Annotated in this window: 14 protein-coding genes and 1 pseudogene; 11 read left to right on the forward strand and 4 right to left on the reverse strand. The window is 45.2% G+C overall.

What is annotated here, in order from left to right:
* Positions 1 to 115 precede the first annotated feature (115 nt).
* The 7 genes from RIM23_RS06460 (at position 116) to RIM23_RS06490 (ending at position 10,075) form a co-directional block, all read left to right on the forward strand.
* Entirely contained in the window at positions 116 to 376 is a 261-nt protein-coding gene (locus RIM23_RS06460; protein WP_446365489.1) for a hypothetical protein, read from the forward strand.
* On the forward strand, positions 369 to 788 hold the full coding sequence (locus RIM23_RS06465) for a hypothetical protein (protein WP_446365491.1): 420 nt from the start codon (positions 369 to 371) through the stop codon (positions 786 to 788). The genes RIM23_RS06460 and RIM23_RS06465 overlap by 8 nt, the downstream gene beginning before the upstream one ends.
* A 560-nt stretch (positions 789 to 1,348) precedes the next feature.
* Positions 1,349 to 6,271: a CHAT domain-containing protein gene (locus RIM23_RS06470; protein ID WP_446365493.1), complete on the forward strand. Its 4,923-nt coding sequence runs from the start codon at positions 1,349 to 1,351 to the stop codon at positions 6,269 to 6,271.
* 538 nt (positions 6,272 to 6,809) lie between these two features.
* Entirely contained in the window at positions 6,810 to 7,550 is a 741-nt protein-coding gene (locus RIM23_RS06475; protein ID WP_446365515.1) for a nickel/cobalt transporter, read from the forward strand.
* A 35-nt stretch (positions 7,551 to 7,585) separates the two neighbouring features.
* Entirely contained in the window at positions 7,586 to 8,062 is a 477-nt protein-coding gene (locus RIM23_RS06480) for a hypothetical protein (RefSeq protein ID WP_446365495.1), read from the forward strand.
* A 334-nt stretch (positions 8,063 to 8,396) separates the two neighbouring features.
* Positions 8,397 to 8,972 (forward strand): Uma2 family endonuclease, encoded by a 576-nt coding sequence (locus RIM23_RS06485; protein WP_446365497.1) that lies wholly within the window; start codon positions 8,397 to 8,399, stop codon positions 8,970 to 8,972.
* A gap of 98 nt (positions 8,973 to 9,070) precedes the next feature.
* Positions 9,071 to 10,075, forward strand: coding sequence for a hypothetical protein (locus RIM23_RS06490; protein ID WP_446365499.1), 1,005 nt, complete (start codon positions 9,071 to 9,073; stop codon positions 10,073 to 10,075).
* A 147-nt stretch (positions 10,076 to 10,222) separates the two neighbouring features.
* On the opposite strand, the gene RIM23_RS06495 is transcribed toward RIM23_RS06490, so the two are convergent.
* Positions 10,223 to 11,377, reverse strand: a complete 1,155-nt coding sequence (locus RIM23_RS06495; RefSeq protein WP_446365501.1) for a helix-turn-helix domain-containing protein — start codon at positions 11,375 to 11,377, stop codon at positions 10,223 to 10,225.
* A gap of 93 nt (positions 11,378 to 11,470) precedes the next feature.
* On the opposite strand from RIM23_RS06495, the gene RIM23_RS06500 reads away from it, so the two are divergent.
* The 3 genes from RIM23_RS06500 (at position 11,471) to RIM23_RS06510 (ending at position 13,405) form a co-directional block, all read left to right on the forward strand.
* Positions 11,471 to 12,100 (forward strand): hypothetical protein, encoded by a 630-nt coding sequence (locus tag RIM23_RS06500; protein WP_446365503.1) that lies wholly within the window; start codon positions 11,471 to 11,473, stop codon positions 12,098 to 12,100.
* A 267-nt stretch (positions 12,101 to 12,367) separates the two neighbouring features.
* Entirely contained in the window at positions 12,368 to 12,865 is a 498-nt protein-coding gene (locus tag RIM23_RS06505) for a helix-turn-helix domain-containing protein (RefSeq protein WP_446353595.1), read from the forward strand.
* A 195-nt stretch (positions 12,866 to 13,060) separates the two neighbouring features.
* On the forward strand, positions 13,061 to 13,405 hold the full coding sequence (locus RIM23_RS06510; RefSeq protein WP_446365505.1) for a hypothetical protein: 345 nt from the start codon (positions 13,061 to 13,063) through the stop codon (positions 13,403 to 13,405).
* Between the two features lie 145 nt (positions 13,406 to 13,550).
* Here RIM23_RS06510 and RIM23_RS06515 read toward each other — a convergent pair whose 3' ends face one another.
* From RIM23_RS06515 to RIM23_RS06525, 3 genes are all read right to left on the reverse strand, one after another.
* On the reverse strand, positions 13,551 to 14,603 hold the full coding sequence (locus tag RIM23_RS06515; RefSeq protein ID WP_446365507.1) for a D-alanine--D-alanine ligase family protein: 1,053 nt from the start codon (positions 14,601 to 14,603) through the stop codon (positions 13,551 to 13,553).
* Positions 14,604 to 14,704: 101 nt separating this feature from the next.
* A complete protein-coding gene (locus RIM23_RS06520) occupies positions 14,705 to 16,489 on the reverse strand; it encodes an SLC13 family permease (RefSeq protein ID WP_446365509.1) in 1,785 nt (594 codons plus the stop codon).
* A 71-nt stretch (positions 16,490 to 16,560) separates the two neighbouring features.
* Positions 16,561 to 17,019, reverse strand: a complete 459-nt coding sequence (locus tag RIM23_RS06525) for an SRPBCC family protein (protein WP_446365511.1) — start codon at positions 17,017 to 17,019, stop codon at positions 16,561 to 16,563.
* Between the two features lie 179 nt (positions 17,020 to 17,198).
* Here RIM23_RS06525 and RIM23_RS06530 point away from each other — a divergent pair.
* Positions 17,199 to 17,658, forward strand: a pseudogene (locus RIM23_RS06530) (RNA-guided endonuclease TnpB family protein); the annotation flags it as partial.

Raw genomic sequence — 17,658 nt, forward strand, 5'->3', positions numbered from 1 at the left:
TTAAGATTGGTGGGCAATGCCCACCCTACGGTATATCAAACTAAGATATGTCAATATCGCTCTTTGGTTACTTTCAACTAGACTAGAACTGTATTGAACCTCTCAGATAAGCAATATGTCTCTTAGCGAACTTTTACCCACTGTTAGTCAACTCTCTCATCAAGATAAACTTCGACTTATCCACTTTCTGCTTCTTGCCGTTGCTAAAGAGGAAGGATGCAGCCTAGAACCTGTAGGCAATAGTGATTCAGCTAATGCACTTTTGAATCAATTGGCATCAACAGAAGCCGTTGTCTGGTCTCCTCAAGCAGATCAGGAAAGTGTTCAAGCCTTGTCGGATCTTTTGGTGGCGGCGCGGATAGAAACTAATGCTTAATGGTCAACGATTCCCGTTCATTGAGCGCATAAATAGCCTTGGACTTTCGAGTGTCATGCCATATTTGCCTATCACTCTTGTCAATGGAAGCTGCACTGTCGAGGTAATGGCACTTGTAGATACGGGTGCAAGTGTCAATGTTCTACCTTACGAGATTGGTGTACAGTTAGGGGCAGTCTGGGAAGAGCAAACTGTTCCGATTCAGTTAAGTGGAAATTTAGCTGATCACGAAGCACGAGGCTTGGTGGTATCGGGTATCGTTATGCCGTTTTCGCCTGTCTTATTGGCATTTGCTTGGACTCAATCAAGAGATGCGCCTGTAATCCTGGGACATACAAACTTTTTGGCGGAATTTAATGTGTGTTTTTATCGCCATGAGTTAGCTTTTGAGGTTTGTCCAATAGACAAATGAACACAACAGATGTTCACGCTTTAGGGCGCAAGCCTTGCGCCCCTACAGTTTCTGGGTGTAATACCAAATCCGGTAAACGCCACCCCCTTTCCCTTGCAAATTGCAAAAACTCTGTAGAGATTTGTCTATCTACTCCTCAACATTTCCCCCTCATCCCCTAACCCCTTCTCCCAACCCCCCTCGTTCCCCCCTACAAGAGGGGGGAGGACAGAGGATGCTTCGCTTTTGTTGCACGGGAGAAGGGGAACCGGATACTCTTGCTCCCCTCTTGCTCCCCTCTTGCTCCCCTCTCCCAAGCTTGGGAGAGGGGCTGGGGGTGAGGGATGGTGTGGGACAGAGGATGCTTCGCTTTTATTGCACGGGAGATGGCAAAGGACGAAGCTTTTTTTTCACGGAAGGGGGAGAATTCAAACCCTCTCTCCTTGCAGGAGAGAGGTTTTCAAAGTAAGACCACTAAGGGGTTAGACTGTTGGGTCCTTGCGAAGTCGAAACCCAACCTACGGTGAAAAGGCGCAGTCTATTTACAGCCACTAAGTATTTATGATTAAATACTTTTAGATATGCATCTGCTATGCCCCATGAATATTTTCACTCAAGGACAGGGGCGGCTGTTGGCAGGATTGGCATTAACCATTACGTTTGCTGCTGTAGAACCTGCTTACTCCCAACCCATTACCCCCGCCGCCGATGGTACAGGAACCACGGTTAATTCTGAGGGAAACCGCTACGATATCCAAGGGGGTACAGTTTCCGGAGATGGGGTGAATCTGTTTCATAGTTTTGAGCAGTTTGGACTCGATACGAACCAAATTGCTAATTTTTTGTCTAATCCAGAGATTCAGAATATTTTAGGGCGGGTGGTGAATGGTGAACCGTCGCTGATTAATGGGTTGATTCAGGTAACAGGGGGACAATCAAATCTATTTTTAATGAATCCGGCGGGGATTATTTTTGGTGAAAATGCTCGGCTGAATGTTACGGGTGATTTTACCGCAACCACGGCGACGGGGATTGGTTTTGAGGGGGGATGGTTTGAGGCGTTTGGTAGCAATAGTTACAGCAATTTAGTCGGGAATCCGAATGGATTTAGGTTTGAGACGTTGCAGCCCGGAGCGATTATTAATGCGGGTGATTTAGAGGTATCTCAGGGACAGAATCTTTCGCTGATTGGTGGTGAAGTGCTGAGTACGGGGAGTTTGACAGCACCAGAGGGTAATATTTCGGTGATGACTGTACCGGGAACGAGTCGGGTACGGTTGACTCAAGAGGGACAACTGCTGAGTTTGGAGGTTGAATTACAGACGGATAATCAGGGGAATTTGTTGGCGATTGAACCGTTAATGTTACCTGAATTGTTGACCAATGACGGTGTGGTTGAAGCGACGGGAGTCACGGCGGCTGATGTGGAAGCTGAAGCGGGAGATATTGTTATTAATCAGGTAACAGCATACACAGCAACGTTATCGGCCCAAGGGGATTTAACATTAGTTCCCGTAGGGGCGCAAGGCGTTGCGCCCTCGCCCTCTTTGGTAACAACGGGGGATTTAAATCTATTGGCGAAGGATACGGTATGGGTAAGGGATAACCCAACCAGTCCTTTTTTAGCCCAAGCGGGAGGAAATCTTTATATTCAAGGGAATAATGGAATTGATATTCTGGCGCTGAACCATCCAGAAACCCCGTTTGTGAGTGGGGGTAATCTGAGTCTAGTGAGTGATGGGATTATTTCCAGAGATGCTCACTTTACCAGTGGTGGTAATATTTCGATTCTCAACTTATCTAGAGAACCAACGGATTTCATTAGTCTCTATGATCCCATTGATTTGTTAAATGGAGATTTTGTTTCTGGGGAGTATGAGGGACCAGCTTATAAAGTAGAAGCTGGAGGTAGTATCACGTTTAATGGGGATGTCGTCATTAATAGTCCAGATGCCAACTTTGCGAACGCGGCTCCTGGTACAGATGAATTTCTTCTCGGCAATTTCCGAGCATTAATTTTAAGAGCAGGTGAGGATATCACTATTACTGGAGAAACGTTTACAAGCAATGATGCTGGTAACGCTGGTCCAATAATTCTAGAAGCGGGTGGCAACATTTCAACAGGAGCATTGCAATCTCGCTCTAGGAGTGCAATTCCAGGCAATGGTGGTGATATTACTATTAATGCAGGTGGTAGCATCACCGTTTCCAATGGACTGTATGCTTGGACACAAACTAATGATTCTGGTGACATTACGCTTCGGGCAATAGACGATATTTCTATTACAGATTGTCGTACTCCTAGAGTTTGTATAGAAAGTTTTGGAGACGACAGATTAGGTACATTTGTCGGTGCTAGTGGTAATGTTACCCTGATTAGCGAACAGGGAGCGATTAATGCTAACGGAGCGACTATAAACGCACGTAATAACGGGATTGGGGGTGGTAATGCAGGGAATATTACACTTTTTGCCAAAAATAACATTACATTTAATAACCTTTGGGCGAGAAGAGAATCAGAAGATGCTGGTAGTCCTGGCAACATTACTATTACCAGTCAAGCTGGTTCAATAGATACCAGTGGCGGTTTGATCGATGTTAATGCTGGTTCTGGTTCTGCCAACGCCAATGGTGGTGATGTCACAATTACTGCATTGGGTGACATCATTACAGGTGAAATTCAAGCAAGAGGTGAACTAAGCGGTGGAGAGATTAACCTCACTAGCACCGCAGGGAGTATCGATACCAACGCTGGCACTTTATTTACATCCTCAGATAATGGTACAGGAGGTGCGATCGCACTTGACGCGGCTGGCGATATTATTACAGCAGATGTCCTTACCAATGGCGCTGAGGGTAGTGGGGAGATTAAGTTGACTAGCAGTAGTGGCTCTATCGATACAACAGAGGGAACAATAGACTCATCATCTGATAATAGTGATGGCGGAGCGATTTCTCTGGAAGCGGCTGGCGATATTACAACTTCTGATATTATCTCAATGGGCGCACAGAGCGGGGGAGATATTAATATCAGCGGTAACAGTATTGATACTAGCGCTGGAACCCTTAACTCCTCCTCAGAAAATGGCGCGAGTGGCGCAATTATTCTTGACGCGGCTGACGAGATTAACGCCAGCGAAATTGATTCGAGTTCCACCAATGGGAGTGGCGGTAAAATTGACCTCTCGGCTGGAAATCAGATCAATATTAGTGACGCAATACGATTCGGTTCAACTGATAACGGTGGCGATAGTCTAACTCTGAATACTCCGGGAGAAATCACCCTCCCGGAAACCCTTTCTATCGGCGGTGCGGATATTATCGCGGGAAATATTAATCCCCTGGGTAATCTTGTTTTCTCCTCAGATGACAGTATCAACACCGAGGGAGGAAGTCTTTCCTTCACCTTCGCCGATAGTTTCAGCTTAAATAACGCCATCTCCACCACAGGCGGGAATTTCAGCCTAACGGGAAGAGGCGCGATCGCACTCCAATCTCCCATAGATACCGATGGCGGTACGATTACTATAACCGGAAACACCATCGACGCGATCGCAGCCACTCTAGATTCCTCTTCCACCATTGGCGCAGGCGGTAATATTTCCCTGATGGCGGAGAATAACCTATTGGCGGGAAACCTCGACACTTCAAGCACTATCAGTAGTGGCGGTAATATTAGCCTGGAAAGTCAAACAGGTGCAGTGGAAAGCAGCGACTTAATCGCGACAGGAGAAATAGCGGGTGGAGACGTTACCATTACAGCACGCGATCGCATCATTACCCAAGAAATCGATACCAGTTCTTTATCAGGAAATGGCGGAACTGTCAAGTTAGACCCCGAAAATGGGATTCAAGTTACCCTAATTAACGCCCAAGGGGGTACAGAAGGAACAGGCGGAACCGTTGACATTACCACAGAACAATTCTTCCAAGCTACTGGCACATTTACCGACCAAAATAACATCATTGCCAGCATTTCTACGGCGGGTGGCGCGGGTGAAGGAACAATTACAATTCGCCACGATGGTGGAGCCAGAGGAATATCCTTTGATGTCGGTGATGCTACGATAAACGGTACGGCGGGAGCCTTAACAACTAGCGCCAATAACTCAATTTTACCTTTCCAATCCTTTTTGGGTCCTTACAGTCAAGGTGCTATTTCAATTATTACCGCTCTCGACTTTCTGCAACAATTCCAAGACTTATTACCCCAAGCTGATCCTCCTTCATCCCTAACCGTCACACTGAATAGTCGTGGTTTTCCCTTAGAAGAATTATTTACTCGCGAATTTGAGAAATATCTAGGATTTTTTAATCCGTCCATTAACACACTAGGGCAAATTCGGATAACATTGAGCAATATTGAATCCACCACAGGTCAAAAACCTGCTCTGATTTATACCGTCTTTTACCCCACCCGACTCACTCCAGACTCCGGTTCTTTAACTAATCCCATACCCCAAGATAATGACCAACTGCAACTGGTTGTTGTCACACCAACCGGGGAACCAATTTTCATGCCGATTCCCGGTGCAACTCGCGCTAATGTTCTAGCTGAAGCCCAAAAATTGCGCCGTGCGATTACTAATCCAATTACACGCAGTACCAACCGTTATTTAGCCCCAGCCCAACAACTGTATCAATGGATAATTGCCCCAATTGAGGAACAGTTACAAAATCAAGGTATCCAAAATCTCAGCTTTATCATGGATGGGGGATTGCGTTCCATTCCCTTACTGGCTCTCCACGATGGCGAACAATTCCTAATTGAAAAATACAGTGCGGGTTTAATGCCCAGTATCAGCTTAACCGATACCCGCTATCGCGATATTAATGACTTCGAGGTTTTGGCAATGGGAGCCTCTGAATTTACCGACGCCAACCCCTTAAAAGCTGTCCCGGTAGAACTAGCCACAATTACGCAAAAACTATGGCAAGGAGAATCCTTCCTCAATCAAGAATTTACCCTGGAAAACCTGAAACAAGAGCGTCAATTACAACCCTTTGGAATTGTCCACTTAGCTACTCATGGTGAATTTAAATCGGGACGCCCGGAAAACTCTTATATTCAGTTATGGGATACTAAACTACGCCTTGATCAACTGCGTGAGTTAAAGTTATATGAACCCCCAGTAGAATTATTAGTTCTGAGTGCTTGTCGCACTGCTGTGGGGGATGAAGACGCCGAGTTAGGCTTTGCCGGGTTAGCGGTACAAGCTGGGGTTAAATCGGCACTGGGAAGCCTCTGGTATGTCAGTGATGAAGCAACGTTGGGACTAATGACTGAATTTTACCGTCAGTTAGAGACAGCACCGATTAAATCAGAAGCGCTGCGACAGGCGCAACTGGGGATGATTCGGGGAGAGGTGCGGTTAGAAGAGGGGAAATTATTAGGAAGTGGGGAGAGTATTACCTTACCTCCAGAATTGGCACAAATAGGGGATAAAGACTTGTCTCATCCCTATTTTTGGTCAGCGTTTACGATGATTGGTAGTCCTTGGTGAGCAAGAGGAGGCGATTGAAATCGCTGCTACACAAACAAAGTCCGCCTGCGCGGACTTTGTTATAACGGGGGTAGCGTTCTTCGGATTTAGTATTATGTAAACCCATCCTGTTTCTGGTGTTGTTAATTATACCAAGCGAGTCGCCCCTACAGGTTAAAGCGGCTTTTCTGTATCATGGGACTAACGATAGGTTAGCGCCATTCAAGTCGGGCAAGAGATATAATACTGACTTAAGTGGAATGACACTGAATTAAGGCTGGTGGGCATTGCCCACCCTACGGGATACAGCAGTTTGCTCGGCTATGCGGTACATTGTCGATCCCCCTAAATCCCCCTTAAAAAGGGGGACTTTGAGCGACTGTACTTTATTACAGCGCAAAGCGCTATATCAAGGGTTTTGGCGATTCCAAAATGCCAATTTTCAGTGCCATTGGATTTAAGTGCTAGCTATAATATCGCCGCACGATATTTAGCCGATAAACTTAAACTCACCGCTTTTAGGGGTGAGTTGAACATTAGTAAAAAGCACCCAGTTTTCATGTCACAAGCATTTATTTTAGCTCACTTGAGTCACACATCCTCTGTACCGAACCTGATCGCATCTGAACCGACGTTAAGTACGATTTTAATCGGGATTGCGATCGCGTTTGGATTCGGTGCGGTTCATGCGCTCTCCCCTGGACATGGTAAAACCCTTGTAAGCGCCTATTTTATTGGCTCTCAAGGTACTGCACAGCAGGCTGTTTTACTGGGATTAACCATAACCTTTACCCATACACTGAGTATTTTCCTCTTAGGTGCGATCGCGCTGTTTGCCTCTCAATACTTCTTACCTGAACAATCCTATCCGGTGCTGAGTTTCGTGAGCGGGTTAACCATTGGTATTCTCGGATTGAGCTTGCTGAGAAAGCGGCTGCATTCCGATTCCCATTGCCATTCCCATTCCCATTCACACACCCACTCACCCACTAGCTTTTCCTCCCTGGTTAAATTAGGGATTGCGGGGGGATTAATTCCTTGTCCATCTGCATTGGTGATGTTATTGAGTGCCGTTGCATTACACCAGATCAGCTATGGGCTGTTTTTGGTGGGCGGGTTTAGTCTGGGGTTAGCATCAGTGTTGGTTATTTTGGGTGTCGTCGCCATTTATGCTCGCCAGTGGCTAGAGCGATTACCGCAAACGGATCAAGTGTTGCAAAAGTTATCAATTTTGAGTGCGATCGTGATCATGGTCATTGGCTTTGGTTTAACATTTGTTTCAATCACTACCTCTCTATAAGGCAAAATCAATTACAACCTTTTCACAGATATCCAATGAAAGTAAAACAGTTCTTTGTTGTCCTACTGGTACTTATCAGTATTTTGGGCTTTCCCAGCCAAGCACTAGCCCATGGAGTGGAAACCAACTATCACTTAAAGATTAATTCCCTAGAAATTCAATCCGTGTTCAGCACAGGGGAAGCGTTTAAAGATGCACCTGTGATTGTCCATCCTCCTGAGGGTTTAGACTATGCGCCGATTGCAGGAAGGACAAACGAACAAGGGATGTTTGTCTTTGAACCCGATTACTCCGTCAGTGGAGAGTGGGAGGTGGAGATTGGTGAAGACAGTCATTGGGATATGTTAGTGATTCCGGTGAGCGATCGCGGGATTGATTTCGAGGCGATCAGCCAGATTCAAGAGGATCATCCTCACCATCATCATTATCTTGCCAGTCAAGTCATTGTAGTGGTGCTTGCCATTGGTTGTGGCATTAGTAGTCAATTTATCAGCCATAAATTCAAGAATTAGTCTCGTAGGAGCGCAGTGACGTCATTAGTATCAACTTAAGGCTGAAACCCTTATTTAATCAGAGATCCCCCCTAGACCCCATCCCCCCTAGCCCCCCTTTGAAAGGGGGGAAAAGGGGGGAACCAGAAATTAATCAAAGTCCCCCTTTTGATCCCCCTCCCGTCCCCCTTAAAAAGGGGGAAGCCAGAGGATGCTTCGCTTTTTGTTCCATGGGGGATTTAGGGGGATCTAAACTTTGAGCGCTAGTCATACAAACTCTTAAGTTGACACGGATGACAGACGTGCGCCCACAGGGAGAAAAACAGGCGATCGCATTTTTGACTTGTAACGAACAATGATTCCAATTATTATCCCACAAACCCTAAAAGTTACTCAGGAGCAGTTTGAGAAACTCGCTGCGGCTAATCGCGATGTGCGACTCGAACGAACAGCTATAGGAGAATTAATTATTATGCCACCCACTGGGGGAATTACCGGAAAACGGAATATTGATATCGCGTTTCAGCTTCAATCATGGAACCGTCAGGCTGGTTTGGGAGTTGCTTTTGATTCTTCGACAGCGTTTCGGCTTCCTAATGGTGCAGATCGTTCTCCTGATGCATCGTGGGTGAGTCAAGAACGATGGGATGCTTTGACACCAGAACAACAGGAATCATTTCCGCCACTGTGTCCGGATTTTGCGATCGAATTGCGTTCTAAAAGTGACAATATGGAACCTTTACGCAAAAAGATGCAGGAATATTTAGACAATGGGTTGCGTTTGGGGTGGTTGATTGATGCGAAGAATAAACTGGTTGAAATTTATCGACCGAATCGGGAGGTTGAGGTTTTACAGTCGCCTGTGAGTTTATCAGGGGAAGATGTTTTACCAGGATTTGTACTCGATTTACAGGTGGTTTTGGGCAGTTAATCGTCAGTTCTTTCTATGCCAGCCAAAGATATTTACCATGATACTGTTAAAAACGCCCTCATCAACTTAGTGATGAAATAGGAAGAGTTAGAGAGTTGATGAATCAGGAGCAGAATGTTCCAATGTCATTAACTGATGGGTGTTTGGTCAGGATGAGTGAGTTGATCAAAGGGAGTTGTGTGTTAACCCTAGATAGCGATTTTCGGGTTTATCGGCAGAATCGGAATTTAACTTCTGAAGGTCTTAAACTTCCTGAGAATATTAGATTCCAATTGCAAGGATATATTGATAAAGCTAAGAAAATAACGGTTTTATTTTGGTATAATAATTGGTTCAACGGGAAAAAGCCAGATATCAGAATTAAGATATCCATAGGAAACGAACTCAAGCAATATTGCTTTGATGCTAAATACAAAAACTATCAACAACAAGGTCATAATACTTTTGTTGAAGATGTACTTGGAGTGGCAAGAGACAAATATCTTAATTATCTAAATTCAGATGCTAGTTTTATTTTCCATACAGATGAATCAATAGATTATTGGGGAGAAGTTCCTTTTAGTCAGATCCTTCAGAAACATTTTAATATAGAAATAAATTCTCTAGTAAATATATCAGGTAAAGAAGCAAAAGACTATAATAGTTATTCGTTAATTACTAAAACCAAGCATCTTGCTAATTGCTCTGATTATAGTGGTCATAAGTATGGCGCGATTTCATTAAGACCCAAACAAGATACAGAAAGGCAGCTTAAAAAGCTCATTCGGCTTTTACTGCAATATCATGGTTCCCTAAAAACAGTCTGCATTGCTTGTAGTCATCAACTTGAATACGGAGTTGAAGTTCGGACTAGCTGGCTAGCAAAAAAATACAGCGAAACGGAACTTATTGATTATTTTTTAGCTTGTAATCCTAGATTTAAAACCATACTCTACTGTTCTTGTAAACAATGCGGTGATTTTTGGGTGGTATCTCACTGTCAGGGAAATCGGCATCATCGTCTTCTTAAATTCAAAGACAGTTTCCACAAAAAATCGGATTTAAATTCTGATAAATGGTTATATGATTGCCCTGTCTGCGGTGATAAGCTTTCAGTCGATTGAGACGACTTACCGATTAGGTATAATGACGAGTTTATTGTTTATTGATAGAGACTTTTAGGAGGAACTACTTTTAGCCGGATTAAAAACGCACCGCCGCGCCTCCACCTTGGCACAACATAGCGATCGCACTCCATACACACCCCTTGATTAACTGGCAATTTCTTCAAGTGTCTGCTCATTCGTACACAGCCGATCCTCCAATTCAATATCGCTAATACCCAACATTTCCGCTACCCGTCGCAGGGATAACTTGTCCGCTAGAACAGCACGATAGGCAAGTTCGAGGAAGATTCTGGGTAAACGTTTTTCCAAGGGAAGAAAGCCCTCTCCACTCTCAAAGTAAGAACTATAACCCAAGTGTCTAGATAAATGTGCGGACTGAATCTGCTTAAAGTCTTCCTGAGAACCTGCGAGTTGATGTTCCCAATCCAATCGAACTAGCATTTCTTCGTAGCTAACGCCAAAGTAGTGGGCTAAATGCACAACTTCCGCCGGATGCCTAACCCGTTTGACGCCCAGACTATGTAAACGTTCCTGCAATGCTGCTGAAGGAATCAGGAAGTAGGCAGCAAATTTTTCAGCAAAGCATTCTAACGGATTAGTAACTCCATGGTGACAAAGAATAGCGGGTTGGTCATGTTGATAGAGACAATGAGCTAATCCATGAGCCAAGCTAAAAGAGAGACGAGTATCAGTCTGAGCTTGGTTAATAGCAATAATATTTCCCAGTTTAGGATGAGACAAAAATAGCCCAGAGATAGCATTTTGTTCGTTGCCAAAGGGAATGGTAAATATCATTAATCCTTGAGCCTCTAAGAAGCTTCGCAAATTAACTAGAGGAGCCATTCCCAAGTTGTAGTGATATCGAGCCTTTTGAGCCGCTAACACCGCCGTCTCGGTTTCAAGCAAGAGGCGATTGGCAAGCGGGGCAAAAGGTGGATGAGAAACGCCAGGAAAAGGAGTGTTTGTCTGAGTGTAAAGTTCCTCTAGGGCATAAATCTTTTCAATCAAATGGGCAATTCCCGCCTTACTCGAAGCAGAAATAGTTTCAGAATTAAGCCGTAAGGCTTCTTCCCAGTCGGATTGAACGGTTTGTTCGCCAAACAGCGATCGCAGGGGTACTCCGTAAAGCCGAGATAGACGCTCCAAGGTAAGAGCATCCACCCGACGCTTCCCGCTCTCATACTGGTTTAGAGCTGCCGCCGTGACATCTATAACTTGAGCGGCTTCGGTTTGACTTATTCGAGATCGCTCACGCGCTAGCCGCAGGCGCTGACCTAGGATTTCGTAATTCATGTTCATCTGAATTAGCCTGAAAGAGGCTGAGGCTGATTTTAATATTAACATAATGTTAATATAATATTTTATATTTATTTTTATTAACAGTTAATTGGTATGACGCAAATTATTATAGATACCGTAGTCCTGCGGGTTATGAGTTTTGCCCACCCCCAAGGAATAGAAATTCTGCTAGACGCTATCAATGTCTCCTGTGGGCGGTTTCCCACTGAAGTTTATAACCGCGATGAGGATAGTCTTCCTCTAGAAGCCAATGATGAGGAGTTAAGTGAACTAGGGAGGGGGCTACGATACGCTCAGCGTCAAATACAACAACTCCCGCTAACAGAATCTCGGCGTTTCCAAACTTGGCTCAAAAATGCAGAGCAGCTCAATCAACATTTTGATCGAGGAAGCCTTGTTGTTGAAATTTTAACGGTGGAGGAACTCTACAAGCGAGAGATACTTCAGACAAACTATCCACAGTTAGGTAAAGGTGAGGTAGCTTGCTTGGTGCTAGCCCAGCGCTATCAAGTGCAGGCAGTATTCCTTTCGTCGGATGATAAAGCTTGTGAAGTAGCCAAAGAGTTGGAAATTTCCCATCTGACTTTGCCAGATATTCTTGAGGCTTGGGTGCAAACAAAGAAGCCACCGCCAGAAGAACTCGATACCCTCATCCAAGGCATGGCTAACGCTCAATTTAGGTTGAAACGGAGCTTTGAAGAACAACTACGACAGCGATTATAGCGTTTCTCCTCAGGATAGATGCAGGGGGTGAGGGCGCAAGCCTTGCGCCCCTACATTCACCTCTTCTGTTAGTCACTGATCAGGCTGGATTCGATTACTAATGGCAATTTGGCAGGAGAGAGCGATCGCACGCCCCAATTTTCTGGCATCCTAGAGATGATTACCTGTCCCCTAGAACAGCTTCATGCCCCTTTCCCACTGCACCAACAAAGAAGTCCCACCAGCATCTCAACCCACAGACGTTGATTGGCGTAGAGGTTTTGCAGCATGAAGCCAGATAGCAAGTACCAGCCACTCCTAGAATTTCTGCAACAGAGCAATCAAGAGGAAGTCATTCTCACCTTTGCAGAAATTGAGGAAATCATGAATGACACCTTACCCGACTCAGCACGCAAAAAACGGGCATGGTGGAGCAATCGCAGCAAAGGCGCACTGCAAGCTTCAGCTTGGATGGAAGCCGGATATCGGGTTGAGGATGTTGATTTTGAGCAGCAACGGGTGACATTTCGCCAACCTACGGCAAAACTTAAAGTTCAGCGCGTGGGTGACACTGTACTGTGGAACGCTCAACTCATCAAAGCACTGCGCCGCCACATGGGTTTAACCCAGGTAGAGTTTGCCCAAAGGCTTGGTGTGCAACAGAAAACTGTCAGTAATTGGGAAATTGGTCTATATGATCCGCCTCTGTCTACTTCTAAACATCTAGAATTGGTTGCTCAACTAGCTGGATTCAGATACGAGGAAGGGTCAGAAAATTTGGAGTAGGGTATTGACACAGGAGTAACTCGTTTACTATATTGTCATAATGGTCGTTGGAGCTGACAATAGTCAAGCCTCAACAACCCAAAAATTTCCCAAACCACCGCTATCGCTGCGCTTATTGAAGTTTAAACCTGCTCCCGTCAGGTTTGGTTTGTATAGCTACGGTTTCAACCGCCAAGCCGTTCACAATAATCTACCATGCAACCTATACGCCATCGCATCAAGCCCAACACCTTCGTCATCACCCTTCGACAAATCGCCAAACACCTGAGAATCCCCCAAGAGCGCATCCTCAACTGGGAAAAATGGCATAACGTCCTTTGGGTGCATATCAAAGGAATCGGCGGTTACTTCGTCAGCTACCGCCAAATTGAACAGTGGATTGCCGCTTGTCGCACCCTCATACGCTATTGTCCCAACCTCAACACCCTCGATATCCTCTGGCAATCAATCTGCATTGAAGCCCAACGCTATACAAAAGAGGCATTATCCCGACTTGAAATAATCTACCAGCAGCGATATGTCTATTTATCCAACCGCTAAAAAACCTAAAATCACAAGCCACGGTAGTAGGGGTTTGGTAACCAAACCCCTACAGTTTCCAAATGACAAATGACGAATGACGAATAACGTAGCTTGCTTCTCAAGGGAAGCGAGTTCTCAACCGTTCACTTTAATGTCCACCGATTTAGGAACTGTGCCGTTCTTGGGCGAATTGAATCAACTGATCAACTAATTGAGGAAACGGCACACCACTAGCTTCCCAAAGTTGAGGATACATACTGGTGGCGGTGAAACCCGGTAAAGTATTAATTTCATTAATTAAAACTTCTCCAGTCGCCTCCACATAAAAGAAATCCACCCGTGACAAACCCGCTGCATCTACCGCCGCAAATGCTTGGAGTGCCATCTCCTGAATCTGACGACTCACACCATCAGGTAAGGGTGCGGGAATGGATAACGTGGCACGACCTTCTGTATATTTGGTTTCATAGTCGTAGAAATCGCTGGTATAACTAATTTCACCTACCACAGATGCTTTAGGATGATCATTGCCTAAAACCGCACATTCTACTTCCCGCGCCACGACTCCCGCTTCCACAATAATCCGGCGATCATAACTGGCTGCACTATCTAAAGCTGCTTCCAATTCACTTCGCGATCGCACTTTGGCAATACCCACCGATGATCCTAAATTAGCAGGTTTAACAAAACAGGGATACCCCAGGGTTTCCTCAATCTGATCACACAGTTTCGGGAAAACGCAGGGATTTGACCACACCTGAGCGCGACTCAATCCCTTATACTTCACTTGGGCGAGCCCCACTTGGTCAAATGCCCTTTTCATGGCAATCTTATCCATTGCCATTGCCGAACCTAATACACCCGAACCCACACAGGGAACCTGCATTAACGTTAACAAGCCTTGAATCGTGCCATCTTCTCCATTGGGTCCGTGCAAGATAGGAAACCAAACATCCACCTCAGCTACCTGAGGCGGAAATTGCCAGAGGTTTCCGTCTCCATTGGCTTCTAGAGGCGTTCCCGAAGCCAAAACCTGCTCGGCGATGTCTGGGGGTTGCCAGATGCCATCTTTTTGAATATAAACGGGTAAAACCTCGTACTTATCCGTATTCGGCGGCGTACTTAATGCTTTCGCGATCGCTTGTGCTGAACAAATCGAAACCTCGTGTTCTCCTGAACGCCCCCCAAACAGCAGTCCGATCCGTACTTTGGTCATGTTTTCGTTGATTGTTGATGGGTCAAAGACTTATCGTACTTGGTTCGGGTAGATTTCGTAATCCCAAATTCGGGTTAACTCCCCCACCAATGACAAATGACTCATAAACCATAAAGCAGAATAATCAAGGGGGGAATAACAACGGTCATCAACAGACTCAGGGGAGCGCCCACGCGGAAAAAGTCTAGGAACCTATAACCTCCTGCACTGTAGACCATGGTATTGGTTTGATAACCAATCGGTGTCATAAAGCTATTCGACGCCGCAAAGGTGACAGCAAACATAAAGGCAAAAGGATTGAGTTCCAAAGTCTGAGCCACTTGCACCGCAACGGGTAAGAGTAAAACCACCGAAGCGTTATTAGATAAAATTTCGGTCAACAACGCTGTAATCAGAAAGAAAAACGTCAGCATCCAATAGGGAGAGAAACTACTACCAAGGGTGACAAGATTATCAGCTAACCATTTAGTCGTTCCCGAATTTTCCATAGCAATTCCCAAAGGAATTAATCCGGCTAAGAGAAAGATAATATCCCAGCGCACCGCACCATACAGTTCCCCTGGCTTCAGACAGCCCGTGAGTACCATTAAAACAACTCCTGCTAAGGCACTGACCAAAATCGGCAATAGGTTAAACGCAGCAACCAGTACAACTCCCACACCAATTGCCACAGCAATTCCGGCTTTTTCTCGCCGAAACGTTTCCATGTCTCGTTGCTCAAAGACCAACAAATCTCGACTGGTTTGTAATCCGACAAAGCTTTGCTTAGGTCCTTGCACCAACAGTAAATCACCAAACCGTAACGGAACTCTACCCAAACGTTCCCGGACGAATTCTTGTCCACGACGAATGGCTAATACAGTCAGGTTATAGCGTTGCCGAAAGCGAAATTCTTTGAGGGTCGATCCGAGCAAATCAGAGTTCGACAAAATTAAGACTTCGGCAATCGTATCTTCCCCGGATGTCAGATTTTCTTCTATAGATTCTTTACTAAATTCTACATCTGGAAAAATATCGATTCCCCGTTCATCTTTAATATTCAGCAAACATTCTCGCCTTCCCCGCACAATTAAAATATCCCCAGCCTGCAACACTTTGTCTGCAAGAGGTTGGGCGAAACGGGTATCGTTACGGATGATCTCCAGCACGTCCATATCAAATTTGCGCTGAATTTGAGTCGAACGTAGGGTTTTTCCGACCAAGCTGGAACCTGGGGGAATCACAATTTCACTCACATAGTCCTGAAGTCCATACTCTTGAGTATCACTACTGGAGATTTTGCGATTGGGTAATAATCGGGGAGCAATTAACACTAAGTAAGTCAAGCCAATCGTGAAGGTGAGCAGTCCTAGTTTGGTGAATTCAAATAAACTGAATGTGCCGTACCCTAATTTATCCGACAAACCACTTGCCAAAATGTTTGTCGAAGTGCCAATTACAGTAATCATTCCCCCTAAAATCGTAGAGTAAGACAGGGGAATAAGCAGCTTGGAGGGAGAAATCCGCTGTTGGCGACACAAATCTTCCACAATCGGCAGAAAGACAGCCAGGACAGCCGTATTATTGATTACACCACTAATCGGACCGGCAATTGCCCCCAACGCTAAAATCTGCTGGGAGGACGTTTTACCTCCCCACTTCAAGAGGAGTTCACTGATGACTTGAATAGCGCCAGTGCGGGCAATTCCCGCACTGAGGATAAACATTGCCATCACGGTAATAGTGGCTGAACTACTAAACCCGGATATTCCTTCCTCAGGGCTGACTAATCCCAGTACAATCAGCAGCACCATGATGCTGAGTGCGGTAATATCAACGGGCAACCATTCGCTGATGAATAAAATCAGAGTCAGTACGATAACACCGAGGGTGAGAAGAATCGTCATAGCGGGTAAGATGCATTAAGCGGCAAATCGCGGTTTAGTTAACGCTGAATCTAATATACTCGCTGAAATTATTAAGCCATCCCTTGATAAATCTCCTCAGCCACTCGTTTCAGGCGTCGTAGCTGGGCTTTCATATCCTGCTGTGTCCAGGTTGTGGCAAAGGTATTAAAGCCCCAACTGACGAGAGGATTGGGAATTTCAAACTCAAAACGATTCAGCAGCCTCGTACCTAGAATCGTGGGTTGACATTCCCAGCGATCGCGCCCTCGGAAAAATCCTTGGAATTGCCAAACGACTAAACCAGGTTCGCGTTCCACAACGACGCTGTTTAAGGTAGGCTGTACTAAAGGAATTTGAATCACAAAGCGACTGCGACTACCAATATCTGTACTCCACTCACCCACCGGATAGCAGCGCAGGGCTGGATTGAGCCAACGGTGCATCAGCGTCAGATCCGTGATGCAGCGCTCAACAGTGGTGGCGCTGGCTTTAATGGGGATGGATTGTTCAAAAACTTGAGAATTGGACATTTAAACCGATAATAGGGTGTCGATAGCTGGTAATCTGACTCTTATTACAGCATGAGCGATGGTGCAGGCTCCCCCGTACTGAGCGTCGGGGGATGAAACCGAGCAAGTCGTAAAGACAGCGGGATTTATCCCGCAATAATCCCCTTAAGTAATATAATATAACCATAAAATTGGAGGTGATGTTATTGTACGGTTGTCAGCAATTACTATTAAATCCAGATCAAGAGCTAACTGCAGTTCTAGAGTTTATTTGCACCGAAGCGAATAACTTAATGAACTGTGGTATTTATTATGCTCGTCAAGTCTGGTTTAAGTGTCGGCGGACTATCGGTAAATATGACTTAGAAAAGGAGTATAAAAATAACAAACATTTCCAAGCCCTCTATTCTCAGGCAGCTCAACAAGCGCTAAGAACGGTTAGCGAATCTTTCAAGTCATTTGATGGGTTGATGAAGGCGTTCAGAAAAGGAAAGATAGCGGACAATCCTAGACTACCTAAGTATTTAAAGAAAGGCGGTCTTTCTGTTGTCAGTTATCCTAAACAAGCTTTGAAGATTAAAGATGGTCAAATTAGAATACCGCTAGGAACGCTAGTCAAGACATGGTTCAAGATAGCGGATTTCTTTATTCATAAGCCAT

The sequence above is a fragment of the Coleofasciculus sp. G3-WIS-01 genome (assembly GCF_040223135.1).
Classification (GTDB): domain Bacteria; phylum Cyanobacteriota; class Cyanobacteriia; order Cyanobacteriales; family Coleofasciculaceae; genus Coleofasciculus.